The organism is Nocardia arthritidis, from assembly GCF_011801145.1.
Lineage (GTDB): Bacteria > Actinomycetota > Actinomycetes > Mycobacteriales > Mycobacteriaceae > Nocardia > Nocardia arthritidis_A.
Window position 1 is genome coordinate 5,560,236 of sequence record NZ_CP046172.1, and the last position, 22,232, is coordinate 5,582,467.

Consider the following 22,232-nt stretch of genomic DNA (forward strand, 5'->3'; position numbering starts at 1 on the left):
CGACTCCTGTGTGAAGAGGGATTTGTTATGGCCCGGATTCGGACGGTGGGGGCGCGGTCGCGGCGGCCTGCCGCCGCAACCGCCGTGTGATGGGCTCGGCGATACCGCGGAAGAATCCGGGCCGCTGCAGCACAACGGCGACCACCACGATCGAACCCTTGATGATCAGCTGCGCGTTCGTGCTGATCGCGTTGAGCCCCAACACATTGTCGAGCAGGGTGAGGATCAGCGCCCCGACGAAGGTGCCGGTGACGGTGCCCTTGCCGCCCGCCAGACTCGCCCCGCCGATGACGGCGGCGGCGATGGCGTCGAGCTCGTAACCGGTGCCCGCCAGCGGATCCGCCGACGCGCTGTACGCGGCGTCGATCGGTCCGGCGAATCCGGCGAGCAGCCCGGACAGCGTGAACACGGCGACCACGACCAGCGTGACGTTCACACCGGAAAGCCTTGCCGCGGTGGGATTTCCGCCGACAGCATAGATATGTCTGCCGAATCTGGTCTTGGTGAGCACTATTTGGAAGACGATGCAGACGGCGATGAAAGCCACCACCGGATAACCGATTCCGGCCTTGCCGAACAGCGGCAGCCAGGTGCCCTGGAAGAGGGTGTGGCCGGGCGTGCCGAGCTGGGCGAACGCGGCGGCCTGCCGGGTCGGCTGCCCGTTCTCGCCGGCGACGGCCGTCCCCACCGCGACATTGCCCGACACCTGCCGGTCGATACCGCGCACGATCGAGAGCATGGCCAGCGTCATGACGAACGACTGAATCCGTAACACCGTGGTGCCCAAGCCATTGGCCAGTCCGAAGACCGCGCCGACCGCCGCACTGGCCGGCACGATCAACCAGGGGCTGAGATTCTGGTGCACCAGCAGCATGGCGGCGGTCATCGAACCGATGCCCATGATCGACCCGACCGACAGATCGATGCCCGCCGTCAGGATCACCAGGGTGACGCCGACGGCGAGGATGCCACGCGAGGAGAACGCGGTGATCGCGTTGGTGAGGTTGGTCTGATTCCAGAAGTACTGCCCCTTGGTCAGGATGCCGAACGCGATCACCAGCAGCAGGCCGATATAGCCTTGGGCCGCACCGAGATACGGCAGCAGCCGGGTCAGCGTCAGGCGGATCCGGGCGGGCAGGGCCTGCCGCTCGCCGGGCAGGTCCTCGGTGGTCCGGTCGGGTGACGGCCTGAGTCGGTCGCCGGTCATCGCAGCTCCTGGTCGTTCTCGGCGGGCAGGGTGTGCGCGGCCCGCGCCATGGCCGCGGTGAGGATCGCCTCCTGGTCGAACGGCGCCCCACGCGCGGGATCGCGGTGGAATTCCCCGGTGATCCGGCCCTCGCACAGCACCAGGATGCGGTCGCACATGCCGATCAGCTCGGGAAGTTCGGAGGAGACGACCAGCACCGCCGCGCCGTCCGTCGCCAGCCGGTCCATCAGCGCGTGCACCTCGGCCTTCGCGCCGACGTCGATACCGCGGGTCGGTTCGTCCATGAGCAGCACCGACGGGCGGGTGAGCAGACATTTGGCCAACACGACCTTCTGCTGGTTGCCACCGGACAGGGTGCCGACCACGGTCGCCAGCCCGGTGGCCCGGATCCGCAGTTCGGTCAATTGCGTTGTCACCTCGGCCCGTTCACGGCCGACGTCGACCGTGCGCCACGGCCGCAGATAACGGCCGAGCGCGGCCAGCGAGGCGTTGAACCGCACCGTATTGCCCAGCACCAGGCTCTGCGCCTTGCGGTCCTCGGCGACCAGCGCGAAACCGCGGGAGATGGCGTAGCGCGGGCCGCGCGGACGGTAGCGGCGGCCGTTCAATCGCATTGTGCCGCCGACCTCGTGCCCCGCCCCGTAGAGCGCCTCCAGCACCTCACTGCGCCCCGCGCCCATCAGGCCGGCCAGCCCGACGATCTCACCGGCGGCCACCTCGAACGAAACATCCTGCAGGGCAACAGTATTGCCACTGGTCGAGAGTCCGTCGACGCGCAGCCGGACCGGGCCGTCCGAATGTTGTTCCGGCCGACGGGGAAACAGCTCACCGAGCGGGCGGCCGACCATCAGCTGGATGAGTTCGGCCGCGCTCACCCCGGCCATGGGACGGGTGCCCGCGTTGGCCCCGTCGCGCAGCACCGTCACCACATCGGCGATCTGCGCCAATTCCTCGATGCGGTGCGAGATGTAGACCACGCCGACGCCCTGCGCGGACAGCGTCCGGATGACGGTGAACAGATGCTGCGTCTCGGCCTCGGCGAGCGCGGAGGTCGGCTCGTCCATCACCAGCACGCGCAGATGGTGATTCAACGCCTTGGCGACCTCGATCAACTGCTGTTCGGCGAGGCGGCAATGCCGGGCCAGGCGGCGCGGCGGCAGGCCGAGTCCGACCGTGGCGAGCAGTTCGCGGGTGCGCGCATCCATCGCGGTCCGGTCGAGTGTGCCGCGCGCGGTGCGCAATTCCTGTCCGAGGAACAGATTGTCGGCGATGGAGAGCTCCGGCACCAGGTTCAGTTCCTGGTGGATCATCGCGATGCCGTGCCGCGACGCATCCTTCGGCGAACGCAGATGCACCGGGTCGCCGTCGATCTCGATGGTTCCCGAATCCGGTGGGAAGACCCCGGCGAGCACGTTCATCAGCGTCGATTTGCCCGCGCCGTTCTCGCCGAGCAGTGCGAGCACCTCACCGTGGTGCAGCGTCAGATCGACGCCGCGCAGCGCACGCACGCCGGGAAAGGTTTTGACGATATCGCTCATGGTGAGCAGCGCGGTGCGCTGCTCGGTTGCCACACCGGTCATCGGATCCCCGCGAATCCGTTGCCCAGCAGCCCGATCCGAGCCATGCCGGCCTCCTCACCCCGCCGACGGACGCCACCGGCCACCCACTCCGATGTGACGCCGATCTCATTCGATATCCCGACAGCATAGGCGTATCGGCGGCAACGATTCGAGACTCGATTTTTTTGCCGCCGCGCGAGCCACCGGACATTGAATTGCGTTGCGCGCAAACAATAGTTGTCAAGTTTGCAGTGGACAGCAACTCACCGGGCGGCAGAGACTCGAGTCGTGCCGGATTTCCGGCGGATCTATCTCAGCGGGGAAAGGGAAATATCATGACGACAGAGCCCTTCGAAGCGGGTGTCACCGCGTTCATGCTGGTGAAGACGACACCCGAGTGGCTCGCACTTTCGATCGACGAGCGGATCGCGGCGTTCACCACCGAAATCCTCCCGGCGGTAAGGGAAAAGGCGAAGGATGTCAGATCGCGGTTCTTCGACACCGAGTTCTATTCGGCGCAGGTGACCGACGTCTGGATGTGGGAGGCGCGCGACCACCACGCGTACGAGCTCGTCATCGAGGCGCTGCGCGAAACCCCGTTCTGGGATCGGTATTTCGAAATCGTCGCACTGCTGGTCGGCGTCGAGAACGCCTACGCCAAGAATTACGGTATCGACACCTTCGCCACGGTCGAGGCGTGAAAACGAGCTAGGACCGCTGGATTTCGTGGGTGGCGGCGTATTCGGCCTCGATCGTCCGGTCGCGGCGCCGCTCACGAACCTTCCAAACGACAAGCCCGACAACGACGATCACCGCGACGCCGATGGCCATATCCCGGCCGACGGTCTTGGCCACCGCCTCGTAGGACTGCCCGGCGACGAATCCGAGCACCACGAATGTTGCGCCCCAGACGATTCCGCCGACCGCGTTGAAGGCCAGGAACCTCGGATACGGCATCCGCGCGGTACCGGCGAGCGCGGGCATCATGGCGCGGAAGAACGCGGTGAACCGGCCGAGGAACACCGCCCATCCGCCGCAGCGGGCCAGGAAATCCCTTGCGCGATCGAGCCGTCCGCGATGCCGGTCCAAGATCGAGGCCTGCAGCAGGCGCGGCCCGACATGTTTGCCGACCTCGTAGCCGACGCTGTCGCCGATTATGGCCGCCGCGATCACCAGCAGGATCATCGCCCACAGCTGTACATGTCCCTGGCTGGCGGCGACACCGCCGATCACCGCCGCCGTCTCGCCCGGCACCACGAACCCGATGAATATCGCGTCCTCGGCGAAGACCAGTAGGGTGACGATCAGGTACACCCACACCGGGGCGATATCGAGTATCCGATGCAGCAGCGAATCCATGGTCCCCACGCTACCGATCGCGGCGACGTTCCCGGCAGGATAAATTCTTGCTTGGAGTGCACTCCAGGTGACTACCGTGGCCGACATGAGCAAAGTTTGGTTCATCACCGGTGTTTCAAGGGGATTCGGACGGGAATGGGCCAGCGCCGCCCTCGAGCGCGGCGACAGCGTCGCGGGTACCGCCCGCGATGTCGGCACGCTGGACGACCTGGTCGCCAAGTACCCGGACACATTCCTGCCGATCCAGTTGGATGTCACCGATCGGGCGGGCGATTTCGCGGCGGTCCGCCGGACGGCCGAGCGGTTCGGCCGCCTCGACGTCGTCGTGAACAACGCGGGCTACGGACAATTCGGGATGGTCGAGGAGATCGGCGAGGACGAGCTGCGGGCACAGTTCGAGACGAACGTCTTCGGCGCGTTCTGGGTGACCCAGGCGGCGCTGCCGATCCTGCGCGAACAGGGCAGCGGGCACATCCTCCAGGTCTCAAGCATCGGCGGCATCTCCGCATTCGCGAACCTCGGCGCGTATCACGCGTCGAAGTGGGCGCTGGAAGGGTTCTCGCAGTCGCTGGCGCAGGAGGTCGCGCCGTTCGGCATTCACGTGACCCTCATCGAGCCGGGCGGCTTCGGCACCGATTGGGCGGGTCCGTCGGCGAAGCACGCCACCCCGATCCCGGCCTACGATCCGGCCCGCGCCGCGCGGGCGGCCCAGCGGACCCGGTTCACCCCCGGCGATCCGACCGCGACCAGCACCGCGATCCTGACCGTAGTCGACGCCGATGAGCCGCCGCTGCGTTTGTTCCTCGGCACCGCGCCCTTGATCATCGCCACAGCGGATTACGAGTCCCGGCTGGCGCAGTGGCGCGAATGGCAGGATGTCTCCGCTGCCGCGCAGGGGAATTGACCACGCTTGGGTGGCGGCCGAGTTCGGCTGCCACCCAAGGGGATCGCCTAATGGGCGCTGTCGACGAAGTCGTCCGCAGACCCGCGCATGGCCGCAGCGAAGGCGGAGGTACGCCTAATCCTCCAGAAATACGGCCGGGTTCCGGCGCCTGCGGTCGACGGTCACCGTGAATACGTCCGGCCGGGAGTAGTGACCGGCGGGATCGAAATTCTGGCGCTCCCTTGCCACCTCGGCCGGATCGATATCGGCGACGACGAGCTGCTCCGCGCCCACCACGGGTTCGACGAGCCAGCGGCCGTCCGGGCCCGCGATCGCGGATCCGCCGTCGTAGCCCGCCGGCTCGACCAGCGCGAGGAGTTCGGCGCGCAACGGGAAATCGGTTGGCACATCGGCGTATTCGAGGACCGCGCTCGCGGCGAGGGAGTAAACGCGGCCCTCCAGCGCGACGAAACGCGTGATATCCCTGGTGTTTCGGACCGAACCCGGCCAGGTGGAGATGTGCAGGGTCGCGCCGTCGGCGTACAGCGCGTGCCGGGCCTGCGGCATCCAGTTCTCCCAGCAGGACAGTCCGCTCACCCGAAACCCGCCGAAATCGTGCGCGCGCAAACCGTTTCCGTCACCGATCCCCCACACGAGGCGTTCCTCGTAGGTCGGCATGAGCTTGCGGTGTGCGCCGACCACGCCGCGAACCGGGTCGATCGCGACCAGCGTGCAGTACACCGTGCCCCGCACTCGCTCGGTGATGCCGAGATAGCAGAACACCCCGAGGTCGCCGACCGCCGCCCGGATGGTCGCCAACTGCGGTCCGTCGAGCTCGACCGCGGCATCCAAATAGTAAGCGTAAGCGGCCTTTTGAACCGGATCGTCGAACCGCGCCCCATCCAACGGCGCCAACCAGATCGGATAGCCGGACAGGAAGGTCTCCGGAAACGCCACCAGCTCGACCCCCTGCCCGGCGGCCCTGGTCAACCATTCGATCACGAGTTTCGTTCCGGCCGTTGAATCGAGCCAGGCCGGCCGAGCCTGTGCCGCAGCGATACGCATGCGCCGATAGTAAGCGTGTGACTGTAATCAGGGCAGCAGCAACACTTTTCCCCGCCCGCCGGATCGCTGGGTCGTCAGGATCGCCGAGCGCACGTCGTCGAGCGGGAATGTCCCCTGCACGGTCGAGGCGGCAGTGCCGTCCAGAACCAGTCGGCCCGCCTCGTCCAAGGCCGACTGCAATTCCCCATGTCCGGCCCGGTGCACCCAATCACGCAGGCGGTACAGCACGATGGATACGTCGGGGCGGCGAGCCGACAGCGGCCGACCCGACAGCAGCCCGTAATGCACCAGGCTGCCGCCGGGCCGCAGCGTCGCGATAAGCACGTCGCCCGCCGCGCCGCCCACCGCGTCGTAGCCGATCTCGGGTCCGCCGCCGGTCAGCCGGATCAGCTCCCGCTCCCAACCGGGTTCCCGGGTGCTGAGCACACCGGCCCATTCGGGTCCGGCGGTTCCCGGTCCGTCGGCGTCGCCGCGCACCAGCGCGACCGGCCGGATCCCGTGCCGGTTCAGCAGCCGCGCCAGCATGCCGCCGATGGCCGAGCCCGCGGCGTTCACCGCCACGGCGGGCGCGCCGCGGGGCAGCGCGAATTCGCTGACCATCCGCACTGCGGTCAGCGGATTGATATAGGACAGCGCGGCCTGTTCGTCGGTCAGGTCCGGCAGCACGCGAAAACACCAGCGCGCCTCGGTGGTCTTCACCTGCTGCCAAGCACCCGCACTTCCGATGGGCAGCACTCGGTCGCCCACCGCCACCGTGGTGACACCCGGCCCGACGCCGCAGACCCGCCCGACACCTTCGAAGCCGGGCACCAGCGGCAATTCGGTGCGCGAGGCGTAGGCGCCCGAGACGGTCACCAGATCCGACGGGTTGATCGCCGCCGCGAGCATCCGCACCGCGACCGCACCGGCGCCGAGCGCGGGCGGCTCGTAGTCCCGAACCCGCACCACCTCGGCGGCGGGCCCGAACCGCGTCACCACGGCTGCGCGCATGCGAAATCCTCCCGATTCGACGGCCTGATCGCTATTCCAGCACGGCGATCCGTCACGTCGGACGGCGGTCAGCATTCGACGACGGCGACGGCCAGGCCGCCGCGGGAGGTCTCCTTGTATTTGTCGAGCATGTCGGCGCCGGTGGCGCGCATGGTCTGAATCACCTTGTCCAGCGAGACGTGATGCCTGCCGTCGCCGCGCACGGCCATGCGCGCCGCCGTGATCGCCTTCACCGCGGCGATACCGTTGCGCTCGATGCACGGGATCTGCACCAGACCGCCGATGGGATCGCAGGTGAGGCCGAGATTGTGTTCGATGCCGATCTCGGCGGCGTTCTCGATCTGCTCGGGCGTGCCGCCGAGGACGGCGGCGAGTCCGGCCGCGGCCATCGCGCACGCCGAACCGACCTCGCCCTGACAGCCGACCTCGGCGCCGGAGATCGAGGCGTTCTCCTTGATCAGCTGGCCGATCGCGCCCGCGGTGAGCAGGAATTCGACGACGCTGGCATCGCTGTCGGTGACGAATCGCCGGACATAGTTCAGCACCGCGGGCACGATGCCCGCCGCACCGTTGGTCGGTGCGGTGACGACCCGCCCGCCCGCGGCGTTCTCCTCGTTCACCGCCATGGCATAGAGGGTGACCCACTCCATCGCGCGCAGCGGATCGCGCTCGTCGGATTCGGCGCACAGCCGCTCGTGCAGCGCCGCCGCGCGCCGCCGCACCCGCAGCGCGCCGGGCAGCACGCCGGTGCCCGTCATACCGCGATCGACGCACTGCCGCATGACATCCCAGATGCCGAGCAACTCGCCGCGCACCTGATCCGCACCGCGCCAAGACATTTCGTTGACCAGTACGAGTTCGGCGATGGACCGTCCGGTGGCGCGGGTGAGCGCGAGCAGTTCGTCGGCGGTATGGAACGGATGCGGCACCGCGACGGATGCGGCGACCGGCCGGTCGATCTCGTCCTCGTCGAGCACGAACCCGCCGCCGATCGAATAATAGGTGCGCTCGAACCGGACCCGGCCATCGATATCCTTGGCGCGGAACAACATTCCGTTGGTGTGGAATGCCAGCTTGGTGCCGCCGAGCAGCACGACGTCGTCGATGGCGCAGGCGATGGGGTGCACCCCGCCGAGCGGCAGCCGCCCCGTCTCGCGCACGCGGGCCGCGATGGCGGGCACCACGTCCGGGTCGACCGTCTCCGGCCGCTCCCCCGCGAGCCCGGCGAGTACGGCCTCGACGCTGCCGTGCCCGTGCCCTGTCGCCCCGAGCGAACCGTACAGCTCCACCGATATGGTGGCCGTATCATGCAGCAGCCCAGCCGATTTCAGCCTGTCGACAAAGGCCGCCGCGGCCCGCATCGGCCCGACGGTGTGCGAGCTGGACGGCCCGATGCCGACCCGGAACAGGTCGAAGACGCTGATCGTCACGCCGGGCCCCGCAGTCCGGTGTAGAGCGGAAAACGTTGCGCCAGTGCGTCTACCCGGGCGGCGAGCGCTCCGGTGGGCTCGGTGCGGCACAGCGCGGCCGCGATGATGTCGGCCACCTCGGTGAACGCGTCCGGATCGAAGCCGCGCGCCGCCAGCGCCGGGGTGCCGATGCGCAGCCCCGAGCTCACCATCGGCGGTCGCGGATCGAAGGGAACCGCGTTGCGGTTCACCGTGATTCCGATTTCCGCGAGCAGATCCTCGGCCTGTTTGCCATCCAGTTCGGCGGCGCGCAGGTCGACGAGCACCAGGTGCACATCGGTGCCGCCGCTCACCAGGCCGATACCCGCGTCCCGGCAGTCGGCCGCAAGCAATCGGTCGGCCAGGATCCGGGCGCCGGTCAACGTGCGCTCCTGCCGCTCACGGAATGCCGGTTCGGCCGCCATTTTGAACGCGACTGCCTTCGCGGCGATCACATGTTCCAGCGGCCCGCCCTGCTGCCCCGGAAACACCGCCGAATCCAGCTTCTTCGCCAATTCCGCTGTGGCGAGCACGAATCCGCCGCGCGGACCGCCGAGGGTCTTATGCGTTGTCGAGGTGACCACGTGCGCGTGCGGCACCGGGGACGGGTGTAGCCCGGCCGCGACCAGGCCCGCGAAATGCGCCATATCCACCATCAGGTGGGCGCCGACCTCGTCGGCGATGCGCCGGAATTCGGCGAAATCCAGGTGCCGCGGATAGGCCGACCAGCCCGCGACGATCAGCTTCGGCCGGTGCTCGCGCGCCAACCGCGCCACCTCGGCCATATCGATCAACTGGTCCTCGGCCCGCACATGGTAGGCCGCGACATCGTAGAGCCGCCCGGAGAAGTTGATCTTCATGCCGTGCGTCAGGTGGCCGCCGTGATCCAGCGCGAGCCCGAGGATGGCGTCACCGGGCCGCAGCAGCGCGTGCATCACCGCGGCATTGGCCTGCGCACCCGAATGTGGTTGCACGTTGGCGTATTCCGCGCCGAACAGCGCGCGCAGCCGCTGGATGGCCAGCGCCTCGATCTCGTCGATGTGCTCGCAGCCGCCGTAGTAGCGGCGGCAGGGATAGCCCTCGGCGTATTTGTTGGTGAGCACCGTGCCCTGCGCCTGCATGACGGCGAGCGGCGCGTAATTCTCCGAGGCGATCATTTCCAGGCCGCGCCGCTGGCGGTCGATTTCGCGGTCGACCAATTCGGCCATTGCCGGGTCGAATTCGCGCAGCGGCTGGTCGAGCTGCGAATGGACGGCGGATGCTGGTTCGGCCATGGGGAGCCTTTCGTCTACGCGGATGCGTGGGGTTTCGGCTCCTCCCGCTCTGTCCAATGGCCTGAGAGATTCGCGCGGCGATCGCGCTTGCCCCGTCGGCGAGTACGCTTGTGGCGCACTACTTTCCAGAGTTGCCTGTCCGCGGCGATACTGGGCCTGAGAGATTCCCGGGAGGATGTTGCTCCTTCGGCTCTCCACCGGAGTGGAGATCTCTCGCCGCGGCTGAACGGCTGTATATTGTATTCAATTACGGCGTATCAGTTCCAATTGTTGCGTAAAACGCAACAATTGTTCGATGCGCAACTCAGTATTGCCGGGGTCACACCCCTTGTCAACGCGGCGCTCAACCCAGATAACCCAGCCTGCGACTGATCCCCGCCGCGCTCGCGCGGGCCAACTCGGCCGTGCGCGCGAACTTCTCCGGCCCGAGCCGATAGGACGGGCCCGAAACGCTCAGCGCCGCAACGACGGAACCACTGCTGTCGTACACCGGCACGGCGACCGCGTTCAACCCGATCTCCAACTCCTCGCGCACCCCGGCCCAGCCCTGCTGCCGCACCCGCGCCAGCTCCGCGGTGAGGTCGGTCACCCTGGTGACGGTGTTCGCGGTGTACCCGGCCAGCTTGGTCCCGACGAGTTTGCGCAGCGCCGCCGGTTCCAGCGCGGCCAGCAGCACCTTGCCGCTCGAGGTCGCGTGCGCCGGGCAGCTCTGACCCACCCAGGACCGCAGCGCGATCGAACCCGGACCGATCGCCTCGACGATATTGATGATCCGATCACCGTCCAGCACAGCGATATTCGTCGTCTCGCCGGATTCGGCCGCGAGCGCGTTGCACGCGCCCTGGCTCTGCCCGACGAGATCGGCCTGCGCACTGGTGGATCCGGCCAGCCGGACGATCGAGAACCCGAGCCGGTACTTGCCCCGCTCGGACAGCTGCTCGACGTACCCCCGCGATTCCAGCACGGCGACCAGCCGCGAAACGGTGGATTTGTGCACGCCGAGTTCGGCGGCGATCTCGGTGACACCGGCCTGGCCGAGTTTGGCGATGATCTCCATGACGAGCAGCGCGCGGTCGACGGACTGCACCGCGGCGGTCCGCCCGCTCTCCTCGAGATCCTGTTTCGCCATGACAACGCCATTCTAAGCGGAGGTCGCCGCCGCACCTCGATCACTCCCGGCCCTGATAGGTCCCAGGTTTCGGCCACCGCCGATAAGTTCAGCCGCCGCGGATGAGATCGGCGCATTTCTCCGCCATCGCCATCACCGTGATATTCGGGTTCACCGCGGGCAGTTTCGGCATGGCCGAGGCATCCACCACCCGCAGCCGCGCGACGCCCTTCACCCTTAGTTCGGGATCGAGCACCGCCATCGGATCGTCCGCGGCGCCCATCCGCGCGGTGGCCGCCGGATGGTAGACGGTGTTGTGCGTCGCCCGAACGTAATCCAGCAGTTCGTCATCCGTCACCGCATCCGGTCCGGGCGCCAACTCCTCGGCGATCCACGCCCGCAGCGGCGCCTGCCCGGCGATCTTGCGCGCCAACCGGATTCCGGCCAGCATCACCCGTTCGTCGTGGCCGTCCGGATCGGTGAAGTAGCGCGGGTCCACCCGGGGCCGGTCCCGGAAATCGCGGCTGCGCAACCGGACCGTGCCGCGCGAGCGGCCCTGAGTCACGTTGGGGGTCAGGCAGAATCCGTTGTCGGTGGTCGGATAGCCGTGGCGCACGGTGTTCATATCGAACGGCACGCTGCCGTAGTGCATCATGATGTCCGGCACCCGCAGCGCCTCGTCGGTGGTCGCGAATATCCCGATCTCCCACCACTGTGTCGAGGTGGTCACCATCGGCCGCGCGGCCGCCCAGAACACCAACCCCTCCACGTGATCGTCGAGGTTCGAGCCGACGCCGGGCGCGTCGACCCGCACCGGCACGCCGATCTCCCGCAGATGCTCGGCCGGTCCGATTCCGGAGAGCAGCAACAACTTCGGCGTATCGATGGCGCCCGCGGTGACGATCACCTCGCGGCGCGCGGACACCGTGTCGTAGCCGGTGAGGTCGGGCCGCAGACATCGCACGCCGGTCGCGTTGCGCGCCTCGTCGAACAGGATTTCGCTGACCCAATAGCCGGTGCGCACAACGAGATTGGGCCGCGAACCGAGGATCGGATGCAGATACGCGTGTGAGGACGACATCCTGGTGTTGTCCTCGTCCGCGTTGATCTGGAACCAGCCCGCGCCGTTGCGCACCGTCGCGCCGCGGTTGAATTCGACCGTCGGCAGCCCGGCGGCCGCCGCGGCTTCCAGCACGGCGACCCCGCACGGATCGGCGGGCGGGATATCGCGCAGCCGCACCGGGCCGCCGCGCCCGTGGTGATCGCCTGGGGCGTCGTTGTTTTCGAGCCGGGCGACGTACGGCAGCACCTCGGCCGCGCTCCAACCCTTGGCGCCCATGGCCGCCCACTCGTCGAGCCCTTCGGCGGGCGGCCAGAACGCGATACACGAATTGTGTGATGAGCACCCGCCCAGCACCTTCGCCCTGGCGTGCCGCAGAAAGCTGTTGCCGCGCGACTGCGGTTCGACCGGGTAGTCCCAGTCGTAGCCGGAGTCCAGCAGATGCATCCACCGATCCAGCCGCAGGATGTCCTCGTTGCCGACATCGGAGGGTCCGGCCTCCAGCAGGCACACCGTCACGTCCGGATTCTCGCTGAGCCGGGCCGCGAGCACACATCCGGCCGTGCCGCCGCCGGCGATCACATAGTCGAAGCCGCTGTCAGACATCGCTTTTCGCCCCCTCGAGTGCCGCGTCGACCGCATGCGACGCCAGCGTGCCGATACCGCGCCTGCCCTTCAGCAGGTACCACAGCAGCCCGGCCCCGAGGATGGCGCCGATGTAGACGAAGGCGCCCCAGGTGTTGTACCAGGGCGTGCCATACACCGAGACTCGCGGCCAGGCCAGGTTCAGCGCCATGCCGACGCCCCACACCACCGCGGCGATATTCACCGGCAGACCCCACCGTCCCATGGTGAAATATCCACCCTCCACCAAATCCCTTGGCGGCCAATGCCCTTGCAGCCGCTTGCGCAGCATCGGGCCGGTCACCATGAGGTATGCCAGGTAGATCATGATGATCGCGATCGAGGTGAGCACCGTGAATATCTTGGGCTGACCGATATTTATCAGCAGGATCAGCGCGGAAAGCACGCCGATCACCACCGCGGGCACCAGCGGTGTCTGCGTCTTGGCGTGCACCCGGGCCAACTTCTCGCCGAACGGCAGCGCGTTGTCCCGCGCCATCGCGAAGGCCAGCCGGATCGCCGCGGTGTGCACGGCCAGCGAACACACCGTCACCGCTACCACGATGCAGCACAGGAAGATCCGGCCCAGCGGACCCCACATCACCTGCTCCACGATGTATTGCAGGCCGCCGTCGCCGCTGCCGATCTTCTTGTCGGCCAGGTCGGGCGCGGCCATCACGGCGAAAACCAGGATGGCCCCGCCGATCACGAACGAGGCGAGTACGGCGCGCAGAATCGCCTTGGGCGCGGTGCGGCGGGGTTCCACCGTCTCCTCGCCGAGCGAACTCGCGGTGTCGAAGCCGTACATCACATAGCCCGAGGCGAGCGTGGCCACCAGGAACGCGCCGAGATAGCCGCCCGCCTGCCCCGCGCCGTATCCGTGGGTGGAGAAGAACACCGCGGGACCGCGAGTCGCGTTGGCGGCCAGGATGATCGCGATCAACACGGCGGCGATCAGCTCGACGAACACTCCCGCGCTGTTGATCATGGCCATCAGCCGCACCCCGAAGGCGTTCACCAGGGTGGTGAAGATGATCATGACGGTGCCGAGCACCACCGCGTTGGTGGCGTAATCGTATTGACCGGTGCCGTCGCCGATCAGCTGGAAGCCGGACCACAGCCGGGGCAGGTTCAGCTGCAGCGCCAGCACGACGGCGGACAGCGTCACGATGGACGCGGTGAGCATCAGCCACCCCGACGACCATCCGACGAGCTTGCTGCCCAGCGCTTTCGACCAGTTGTAGACCGAGCCGGCCACCGGGTACCGCGCCGCCAGCTCCATGAAGCACAGCGCCACCGCGAGCTGCCCGACGAATACCAGCGGCCACGACCACAGATAGGCCGGTCCCGCGCTGCCGAAACCGAAGTAGAACAGCTGGAAGGTGCCGGTCAGGATCGAGATATAGCTCACCCCGGCCGCGAAACTCGCGAACTTCCCGATACTTCGGTCGAGGGTTTCGCGATATCCGAAATCCCCCATGCCGTTATCGTCGGAAACGCTGTGTTCCTTGACTACCATTGCGACACCGTGCCTTTCGCGGTGCGTGGCCGTACGGGCTGTCCGGCCGTAAAACTGGAATGACTGCTAGACGCCCTTGAACCACGCCACCGGCTTCGGTGCCGTGTTGTGCCAGATGTGTTTGATCTCTTGATATTCCGCGAGCCCGGTGGGGCCGAGCTCGCGCCCGTTCCCGGATTTCTTGAACCCGCCCCACTCCGCCGCCGCGGTGTAGTAGCCGAAGTCGTTGAGCCACACCGTGCCGTGCCGCAGGGCGCGCACCACGCGCTCGCCGCGCGCGGCGTCCGCGGTGCGCACCCCGGCGGCCAGGCCGTATTCGGTGTCGTTGCCGAGCCGGATCGCCTCCGCCTCGGTGGTGAACCGCTCCACCGTCAGGATCGGGCCGAAGGTTTCCTCCCGGACGATCCGCATGGTGCGGTCGCAGTGATCGAATATGGTCGGCAGGAAATAGCTTCCGTCGGCGAGCGCCGGGTCGGCCGGGCGCGTGCCGCCGGTGACCAATTTGGCGCCCTCCGAAATTCCCAGCGCGACATAGCCTTCCACCTTCGCCCGGTGCGCGGCGGAGACCAGCGGGCCGGTCTCGCTCACCGGATCGAGGCCGGGGCCGACCTTGATCCGTTCGGCCCGGTCCGCCAATTCGGCGACGAAATCGTCGGCGATGGACGCCTCGACGATGAGTCGCGTTCCGGCGGAACACACCTGGCCCGAATGCAGGAATACACCCGTCAGCACCTGATCCACCGCGCTGGCCCATTCGGCGTCGGCGAAGACGATATGCGGATTCTTACCGCCGAGTTCCATCGCGACCTTGGTGAGGTTTTCGGCCGCCGCCCGCGCGATGGTCTGCCCGGTCACCGATCCGCCGGTGAAGGAGATCAGGTCGACATCCGGATTGGCGGTGAGCGCCGCACCGAGCGCGGATCCGCTGCCCTGCACCAGGTTCAGCACTCCGGCGGGTACCCCCGCCGCCTCCGCCAACCGGGTGAACGCGATGGTGGTCAACGGGGTGACCTCGCTCGGCTTGGCCACCATGGTGCAGCCGGCGGCCAGCGCGGGCGCCACCTTCCACGACATCTGCAGCAGCGGATAGTTCCACGGCGCGATCAGCACGCATACCCCGATCGGCTCGCGCACCACCCGGCTCAGCACCGCCGGATCGCCGACGTCGATCAGCCGATCCGCCTGTGTGCCGACGAGATTCGCGTAGTAGCGAAATACCGAGACCACATCGTCGATATCGATCCGGCTCTCCGCCAACGTCTTACCGGTGTCGACGGTCTCCAACCGGGCCAGTTCCTCCCGGTCGCGCACCAACAGGTCGGCTACTCGCAGCAGTAGCGCGGCCCGCTCGGCGGCCGGTGTCGCCGCCCAGGCGCCGTCATCGAAGGCCGCGCGGGCGGCGGCCACCGCGCGCAGCGCATCGTCCGGTGTCGCCTCGTCCACCGTCGCGGCGACGGAACCGCTGGCGGGGTCGATGATCTCGCGGATTCCACCATCGGCGGCGTGCACCCAGCGGCCGCCGATGAACAGGTCCGGTTCGCCGTTCATCGGGCCCTACCTCTCCCGTGCGCACGCGATCTTCCCGAGCAATCGGACTGCGCGGGCGCGGCCGCACCCACCCGGCGCGACACCCATTCGTGGAACTCCGAGATGTGATGCTCGGCCGGTACCAGCACCCCGCCGTCGCGGTAGGCGCGCGAGGACATCGTCGGCTGGGTCCGCTCGCACGCCGCGAAATCCTGCTCGTTCACCCGGTGGAACAGCTCGACCGAGCGCGACACGTCCCGACCCTGTGCCACAACATCTTTCGTGTAGAGCCAATCGCATTCGACCACGGTGCGATCGACCGTGAGCGGATACATCCGGTGGAAGATGATGTGATCCGGCACCAGATTCACGAAAACCTGCGGCCGGATGGTGATCGCGAAGTATCGCCGATCCTGCTCGGCCCGGATGCCGGGCAGCGGATCGAATCCGGCCGAGCCGTCGACGGTGAAACCCGCTATGCCGGGGCCGAATTCGGCGCCGTGCCCGACGAACACCTGGGCGGCGAGCCCCTGCGCGAATTCGGGCAGCACCTCGGTGAGCTCGGGGTGGATGGTGGCGCAGTGGTAGCACTCCATGAAGTTCTCCACGATGAGCTTCCAGTTGGCCGCGACGTCGTAGACGACGCGGCGGCCGACCGCGAGCCGCTCGATATCGTAGGCGTCGATGGCGGACGGGTCACCCAGCCGCTCGGTGACCGCGCCCTGCACCTCGGCCTCGAACGAGGGTGGCTGGTCGGCCAGGCAGACCCAGGCGTAACCGAGCCATTCCCGCAGCGCCACCGGGATCAGACCGTAGGCCACCCGGTCGATCGGCACACCCGAAACATCCTTCAGCGCGGCGATATTCGGCGCCGCGACGAGTTTTCCGTCGAGCCCGTAGGTCCAGGCGTGGTAGGGGCACTGCAGATTGCGGCGCACCTGGCCCGCGTCCTCGGTGCAGAGCATCGCCCCGCGGTGGCGGCAGATATTGAGAAAGGCGCGCAGCTCGCCGTCGCGGCCGCGCACCACCAGCACGCTCTCCCGGCCCACCTGCACCCGCCGGAACTGTCCGGGTTCGGCCATATCGCCGGATCGCACCGCGCAGAACCACATTCGCTCGAACAGCCGCTCCTGCTCGGCCGCGAAAACACGGTCGTCGACGTACCAGTTGCCGCCCAGGGTCGGTATGAGCGCGGGCCCATCCGTCGTCGTCATGCCGTCACCAACCTTTGCGGATCGAAAAGTGCTATGGGGTGGGTGGTTTTCCCCTCGATGGCCAGATCGGCCAGGACCTCCCCCACCACCGGAACGAATTTGAAGCCGTGGCCGGAGAAGCCGCAGGCGACGGTCACCCTGGCCGCGTCCGGATGCCGGGCGATGACGAAATGCTGATCGGGGGTGTTGGAATACATGCAGGTGGCCGTGTGCACGGCCGGACCGTCCAGTGCCGGAAGGATTTTCCCGACCCGCTCGCGCATCTCGGCGATCTCCCGCGGATGCACCACCCGGTCGATGGTGTCGGGCGTGCATTCGATTCCCTTGCGGAAGAACGCCGTTTTCACGCCGCCGTCCGGACCGTCGATGGCCGGGAATCCGTAGATCTGCCTGCCCGCCGCGTCCTCATTGATATAGATCGGCTGATCCTCGAAGGCCCGGGTGCCGCCGACCGGATCGAGCCAGTACAGCACCTGCCGCTCGATGGTGATCGGAATGCCGAACTCCGCCAACAGCTTCGGCGCCCACGCACCGGGACAGACCACCAGCTGATGCGCCCGGTAGGTGGTGCGCGCGGTGGTGACCCGCACCCCGTGCGCGTCCTCGGACCAGCCGAGCACCTCCTCGCCGAACGCCAGCGTCGCCCCGGCCCGCAGCGCGAGATCGATATGCGCCCGCACCGTCAGCTCCGGCCTGGCGAATCCGCCCTTGGCCTCGTACAAACCGATATCGTCGCGGTCCGGGGTGAAATTCGGGAAGCGGCGGCGGATTTCGGCGGCGTCGAGCACATCGTGCGGCAGCGACCATTCGCGGGCCGCGCGCAGGCTGCCCGCGACGGTCAGGCATTCGGGCGGACCGAGGTAGAGGCCGCCGGTGATCCGGAAGACCTCGTTGCCGCTGTCGGCGGCCAACTGCTCCCACAGTTCGTACGCGCGCAGCAGCAGCGGGACATAGGCGGGATCCTCGAAATAGGACTGCCGGATGATCCGGGAACCGCCGTGGCTGGAACCCCGGTCGTGCGCGGGGGTGAACTTCTCCAAACCCAGCACCCGCTGCCCGCGCGCGGCGAGGTGATAGGCCGCGGCACTGCCCATCCCGCCGAGGCCGATCACGATGACGTCGTAACCCCCAGTGGCCGTTGTCATTTGGCTACCTCCTGATCCTGGCCATCGCCGGGTCGACCACCGGTTCCGCGTGCACGGTCGCGGTGTGGCGCTGCCCGAGATACTCGGCTTCGACCACCGCGCCCGGCTCGACCGCGGCGGGCAGCCAGGCGTAGGCGATACAGCGGCCGATGGTGGCCGAATAGCCCGCGCTGGTCACATAACCCGCACAGGTATCGCCGACATACACCGGCTCCTTACCGAGCACCACCGCCGCCGGATCATCGAAAACGATGCTGTGCAGCGTCTTTTCGGGCGCGGAGTGTTTCAGCGCGTCCTTCCCGATGAAATCGGCCTTGTCCATGCGTACCGCGAAATCCAGTCCCGCGGCGGCTGGCGAGTGTTCGGGGGTCATATCGGTTCCCCAAGCGCGGTAACCCTTTTCGATGCGCAGGCTGTTGAACGCGATCCGGCCCGCCGCGATCACCTCGTGCGCCCGCCCCGCCGTCCACAGCAGATCCCAGAGCGCGCCACCGTATTCGGCCGATGTGTAGATCTCCCAGCCGAGCTCGCCGACGTAGGAGACGCGCAGCATGGTCACCGGTATCGCGCCGAGGTGGGTCCGCAGGGCGCGGAAATATTTGAACGCCGCATGCGAGATATCGTCGGAGCACAGGGGCTGCACCAGATCTCGCGCCGCGGGCCCCCACACCCCGACGCAGCAGGTGCCGCCGGTGATGTCGCGCAGCGTCACCGAGCCGTCGTCCGGCAGATGCCTGGTGAACCAGTCGAAGTCGAGCGGACCGTTGGCGCCCACCTGGAACAGGTGGCGACCGAGCCTGGCAACGGTGAGATCGCTTCGGATACCGCCGTTTTCGTCGAGCAGCAGGGTGTATGTCACCGAGCCGACGCTCTTGTCCAGGTTGTTCGTGGTGAGCCGCTGTAGCAGGGCAAGCGCGCCCGCGCCGGACAGCTCGTAGCGGGTGAGCGGCGTCATGTCGTACATCGCGACGCGTTCCCTGGTCCAGTGCGCCTCGGCGATCGATATCGGCGACCAGAACCGGCCCGACCACTCGTCGCGCTCCGGGAACGGCACACCCGCCGCGCGAAGCCGTTGCGCGAGTTCGGCATTGGCCTCGTACCAGGCCGGGCGCTCCCAGCCGCCGCCCTCGAAGAAATAGGCACCGAGCTCCGCCTGCCGGCTGTGGAACGGGCTGGTGCGCAGCCCCCGCAGCGCGGTGCGGTACTGGTGCGGATGGATGATGTCGTACACCTCGACGAAGGCCTGCGCGCTGGTTTCGCGAATGAATTCCGCACTGCGCGCGACGTCCTCGAAGCGGTACAGATCGCATTCGTGCACGTCGGTGCCGGGCGTGCCGTCCACGATCCACTCCGCCGTCGCGCGCGCGACGCCCGCCGAGTGCGTCACCCAAACCGCCTCGGCCACCCAGAATCCGGCCAACTCGCGGTGTTCGCCCATGATCGAGAACCCGTCGGGGGTGAAGGAGAAGATACCGTTGAAACCTTCTTCCACCTTCGAATCGCCGAGCGCCGGAAGCAGTTCCACCGATTCGTGCCAGGCGGGCCCGAAATCGTCCTCGGTGAACGGCAACATCGACGGCATACTCGCCGCCGCGCTGGGCTCCGGTAAATCGGCCGGATCTATCGGCATCGGCCGGTGGCCGTAATAGCCGATCCCGATTCGGTCGACATGTTCCCGGAAATACAGATCTCGATCTTGATGCCGCAGAATCGGCAGGCTCGCCTCGCCGAGTTCGGTATTGCGGCCCGCCAGTGGGGCGATCGGACCCGTTTTCGCGTATTGGTGCGCCATCGGCACCAGCGGCAGCACCAGACCGACCTTTTTCGCCAATTCCGCACCCCAGAATCCGGCCGCGCAGACGACGATATCCGCGGGCACGATGCCGTCGGCCGTCTCCACGCCGGCCACCCGGCCGCCGCGCTCGACAATTCCGCGCACGTGCTGATGTCCGCGGAATTGCGCGCCGCGCGCGGTCGCGAGCCGGGCCTGCGCCGCCGCGGCGCGCACCGCCTTCGCCAAACCGTCGGTCGGCGTGTGGAATCCGCCGAGAATGCGCTCCGGGTCCAGCAGCGGGTGCAGTGCGGCGCATTCGGCCGGGTCCAACAGCCTGCCCTCGATACCCCACGACCGCGCCCACCCGGCCTTGCGATGCAGATCGCGCCAGCGTTCCCGAGTGGTTGCCACCTCCAGCCCGCCGACCCGGTTGAACACCCAACCCTCCGGATGTTCGAGGGCGCCGAATTTTTCGGTGGTGTATCTGGCGAATTCGGTCATGGTTTTCGACGGATTGGTCTGAAACACCAAACCCGGTGCGTGGGAAGTGGATCCGCCGGTGGTGAACAGCGGGCCGCGGTCGAGCACGGTGAGATCCGTCCAACCGCGCGCCGTGATTTCCTCGGCCAGCGACGCGCCGACGATTCCGGCGCCGATGACGACAACTCTTGGATTGGCCAAGGCGTGCCTCCGATGTTGCTCGATTCGCAACGAATTCGTATTACGCAACAGATGGTCCCGCCGGACCGCCGGGCTGTCAACCGCTGGAAACCGTTCGTTCACAAAAAAATTCGCCGTTGACGGTGGCGGCCCGCGCGGCGCACACTGTTGCGTGATGTGACGCTGTTGCGCATTAAGCAACTAGGAGGGTCATGGAATCCGTCATGAAATCCCCAGCCGCCGAACTGTTCGTCGCCGAGGCGGCGGATCTCCCGGTAGGCGCCGTCGCCACCGTCCGGCCCGAACACGGCGCGCCGATCTCGGTATTCCACACCGCCGATGGGCTTTTCGCGATCGACGACACCTGCACCCATCAGGACGCGTCATTGGCCGACGGCTGGGTGGACGGCTGCACGGTCGAATGCCCGTTGCACGAATCGTGTTTCGATCTGCGCACCGGCCAGGTATCCGGCCCGCCCGCCAAGGTCGCGGTGCGCACTCATCCGGTGCGGGTGAGCGACGGCCGTATTTTCGTGATGGCCGTATCCGGGAGCGGATCGACAGCACAGCCGACGCCGCGGCCGAATGCGGGCGAGGGAGCAGCGAGCCAGCGCTTTGACGAGGAGGCTTCGTGAGCGAACCCGCAACACGGCACATTGTCGTGGTCGGCGCGTCGCTGGCCGGATACTCGGTGGTCGGCGCGCTGCGCGAATTCGGCCACGAGGGCCCGATCACCGTGCTGGGCGCGGAAATTCATCCACCCTACGACCGCCCGCCGCTGTCCAAGGAATTCCTGCTCGGCGAAATCGATGTGACGCTGTCCCGCCCGGAGGACGAATCCGACTCCCGCACAACGTGGTTGCTCGGCCGCAGGGCAATCGGCCTCGCCGCCGGGGCACCACCCCGCGTACTCGTCGACGACGGCACCGAAATCGCCGGTGACTCGGTCGTCCTCGCCACCGGAGCCCGCGCCCGCACCCTGCCCAGCGCCGGAACACTGTCCGGCGTCTACACCCTGCGCACGCTCGACGACGCGCGCGCGATCCGGGCCGCGCTGGCGACCGCACGCCGGGTGGTGATCGTCGGCGCCGGGCTGATCGGCGCTGAAATAGCCTCTACCGCAGCCGGTTTCGGTTTGGATGTGACGGTCGTCGAGATCACCGACGCGCCGCTCGCCGCGGTATTCGGCGCACGTATCGGCGCGCTGTGCGCGAACCTGCACGCCGCCAACGGCGTACGGTTGCGTACCGGTGTCGCCGTCACGGAATTCCACGGCGCGCAACAGGTCACGGCGGTGCGGCTGAGCGACGGCAGCGAATTGCCCGCCGACGCGGTGATCGTCGGCATCGGCGCGGTGCCGGAAACCGAATGGGCCCGCGCCAGTGGCATCGTCATCGAGAACGGTTTCCGCACCGACGCCGACTGCCGCACCTCACTGCCCGGCGTCTACGCGATCGGCGATTGCGCCCGCGGCTACGATCCGCATCTCGGCACGCACCACCGCAGCGAGCACTGGACCAATGCGCGGGTGCAGGCCCGCATCGCGGCCGCCGCCATCACCGGCGCGCCGCGACGCCCGGCGCCGCCGCCGTACTTCTGGTCCCGGCAGTATGGACGGATGATCCAGTTCGCGGGCGCGCGCGAACCCGCCGACGCGGTCCGCATCGTCGACGGCGACCCGGCCGGACCATCCTGCACCGCCCTCTACGAGCGCGACGGCGTCCCGGTCGCCGTCTTCGCCATCGACAATCCCCGGCTCTTCACCCGGTACCGTAAAGAACTCGAGCGGCGCCACGCACCGATCGCAACCCTGTAG

The 22,232-nt window shown here is 67.8% G+C and carries 18 protein-coding genes and 2 riboswitches; of the genes, 4 read left to right on the top strand and 14 right to left on the bottom strand.

What is annotated here, in order from left to right; all coding sequences use genetic code 11:
• Window positions 1-25: 25 nt before the first annotated feature.
• The gene (locus F5544_RS24990) at window positions 26-1,207 is read right to left on the bottom strand and encodes an ABC transporter permease (protein ID WP_167475441.1); all 1,182 of its coding nucleotides are present in this window, start codon (window positions 1,205-1,207) and stop codon (window positions 26-28) included.
• Window positions 1,204-2,787 carry a sugar ABC transporter ATP-binding protein gene (locus F5544_RS24995; RefSeq protein ID WP_203217343.1) on the bottom strand — a complete coding sequence of 528 codons (1,584 nt, stop codon included), beginning with the start codon at window positions 2,785-2,787 and terminating at the stop codon, window positions 1,204-1,206. Before F5544_RS24995 ends, F5544_RS24990 begins: the two co-directional genes overlap by 4 nt.
• Before the next feature lie 314 nt (window positions 2,788-3,101).
• Here F5544_RS24995 and F5544_RS25000 point away from each other — a divergent pair, with 314 nt between their 5' ends.
• On the top strand, window positions 3,102-3,467 hold the full coding sequence (locus tag F5544_RS25000) for a darcynin family protein (RefSeq protein WP_167475442.1): 366 nt from the start codon (window positions 3,102-3,104) through the stop codon (window positions 3,465-3,467).
• Between the two features lie 7 nt (window positions 3,468-3,474).
• On the opposite strand, the gene F5544_RS25005 is transcribed toward F5544_RS25000, so the two are convergent.
• Window positions 3,475-4,125 (bottom strand): DedA family protein, encoded by a 651-nt coding sequence (locus F5544_RS25005; RefSeq protein ID WP_167475443.1) that lies wholly within the window; start codon window positions 4,123-4,125, stop codon window positions 3,475-3,477.
• Between the two features lie 85 nt (window positions 4,126-4,210).
• On the opposite strand from F5544_RS25005, the gene F5544_RS25010 reads away from it, so the two are divergent.
• Window positions 4,211-5,029, top strand: a complete 819-nt coding sequence (locus F5544_RS25010; protein ID WP_167475444.1) for an SDR family oxidoreductase — start codon at window positions 4,211-4,213, stop codon at window positions 5,027-5,029.
• 114 nt (window positions 5,030-5,143) lie between these two features.
• Here F5544_RS25010 and F5544_RS25015 read toward each other — a convergent pair whose 3' ends face one another.
• The 11 genes from F5544_RS25015 to F5544_RS25065 all read right to left on the bottom strand — a co-directional run bounded on the left by F5544_RS25015 (window position 5,144) and on the right by F5544_RS25065 (window position 20,437).
• Window positions 5,144-6,073 (bottom strand): carbon-nitrogen hydrolase family protein, encoded by a 930-nt coding sequence (locus F5544_RS25015; protein WP_167475445.1) that lies wholly within the window; start codon window positions 6,071-6,073, stop codon window positions 5,144-5,146.
• Window positions 6,074-6,100: 27 nt separating this feature from the next.
• Window positions 6,101-7,063 (bottom strand): zinc-dependent alcohol dehydrogenase family protein, encoded by a 963-nt coding sequence (locus F5544_RS25020; protein WP_167475446.1) that lies wholly within the window; start codon window positions 7,061-7,063, stop codon window positions 6,101-6,103.
• Between the two features lie 68 nt (window positions 7,064-7,131).
• Window positions 7,132-8,493, bottom strand: coding sequence for an L-serine ammonia-lyase (locus F5544_RS25025; RefSeq protein WP_167475447.1), 1,362 nt, complete (start codon window positions 8,491-8,493; stop codon window positions 7,132-7,134).
• On the bottom strand, window positions 8,490-9,785 hold the full coding sequence (gene glyA, locus F5544_RS25030; RefSeq protein WP_167475448.1) for a serine hydroxymethyltransferase: 1,296 nt from the start codon (window positions 9,783-9,785) through the stop codon (window positions 8,490-8,492). Before glyA ends, F5544_RS25025 begins: the two co-directional genes overlap by 4 nt.
• A 39-nt stretch (window positions 9,786-9,824) precedes the next feature.
• Window positions 9,825-9,920, bottom strand: a riboswitch (glycine riboswitch).
• Window positions 9,921-10,011: riboswitch (glycine riboswitch) on the bottom strand.
• Window positions 10,012-10,128: 117 nt separating this feature from the next.
• Window positions 10,129-10,914 (bottom strand): IclR family transcriptional regulator, encoded by a 786-nt coding sequence (locus F5544_RS25035; protein WP_167475449.1) that lies wholly within the window; start codon window positions 10,912-10,914, stop codon window positions 10,129-10,131.
• 88 nt (window positions 10,915-11,002) lie between these two features.
• Window positions 11,003-12,559, bottom strand: coding sequence for a GMC family oxidoreductase (locus F5544_RS25040; protein ID WP_167475450.1), 1,557 nt, complete (start codon window positions 12,557-12,559; stop codon window positions 11,003-11,005).
• Window positions 12,552-14,096 (bottom strand): APC family permease, encoded by a 1,545-nt coding sequence (locus tag F5544_RS25045; RefSeq protein WP_167475451.1) that lies wholly within the window; start codon window positions 14,094-14,096, stop codon window positions 12,552-12,554. Before F5544_RS25045 ends, F5544_RS25040 begins: the two co-directional genes overlap by 8 nt.
• 66 nt (window positions 14,097-14,162) lie before the next feature.
• A complete protein-coding gene (locus F5544_RS25050; protein ID WP_167475452.1) occupies window positions 14,163-15,644 on the bottom strand; it encodes an aldehyde dehydrogenase family protein in 1,482 nt (493 codons plus the stop codon).
• Window positions 15,641-16,837, bottom strand: a complete 1,197-nt coding sequence (locus tag F5544_RS25055; RefSeq protein ID WP_167475453.1) for an aromatic ring-hydroxylating oxygenase subunit alpha — start codon at window positions 16,835-16,837, stop codon at window positions 15,641-15,643. The genes F5544_RS25050 and F5544_RS25055 overlap by 4 nt, the downstream gene beginning before the upstream one ends.
• The gene (solA, locus tag F5544_RS25060; protein WP_167475454.1) at window positions 16,834-17,982 is read right to left on the bottom strand and encodes an N-methyl-L-tryptophan oxidase; all 1,149 of its coding nucleotides are present in this window, start codon (window positions 17,980-17,982) and stop codon (window positions 16,834-16,836) included. The genes F5544_RS25055 and solA overlap by 4 nt, the downstream gene beginning before the upstream one ends.
• A gap of 4 nt (window positions 17,983-17,986) precedes the next feature.
• Window positions 17,987-20,437, bottom strand: a complete 2,451-nt coding sequence (locus F5544_RS25065) for a GcvT family protein (protein WP_167475455.1) — start codon at window positions 20,435-20,437, stop codon at window positions 17,987-17,989.
• A gap of 203 nt (window positions 20,438-20,640) precedes the next feature.
• Here F5544_RS25065 and F5544_RS25070 point away from each other — a divergent pair, with 203 nt between their 5' ends.
• The gene (locus tag F5544_RS25070) at window positions 20,641-21,051 is read left to right on the top strand and encodes a bifunctional 3-phenylpropionate/cinnamic acid dioxygenase ferredoxin subunit (RefSeq protein ID WP_167475456.1); all 411 of its coding nucleotides are present in this window, start codon (window positions 20,641-20,643) and stop codon (window positions 21,049-21,051) included.
• On the top strand, window positions 21,048-22,232 hold the full coding sequence (locus F5544_RS25075; protein WP_167475457.1) for an NAD(P)/FAD-dependent oxidoreductase: 1,185 nt from the start codon (window positions 21,048-21,050) through the stop codon (window positions 22,230-22,232). Before F5544_RS25070 ends, F5544_RS25075 begins: the two co-directional genes overlap by 4 nt.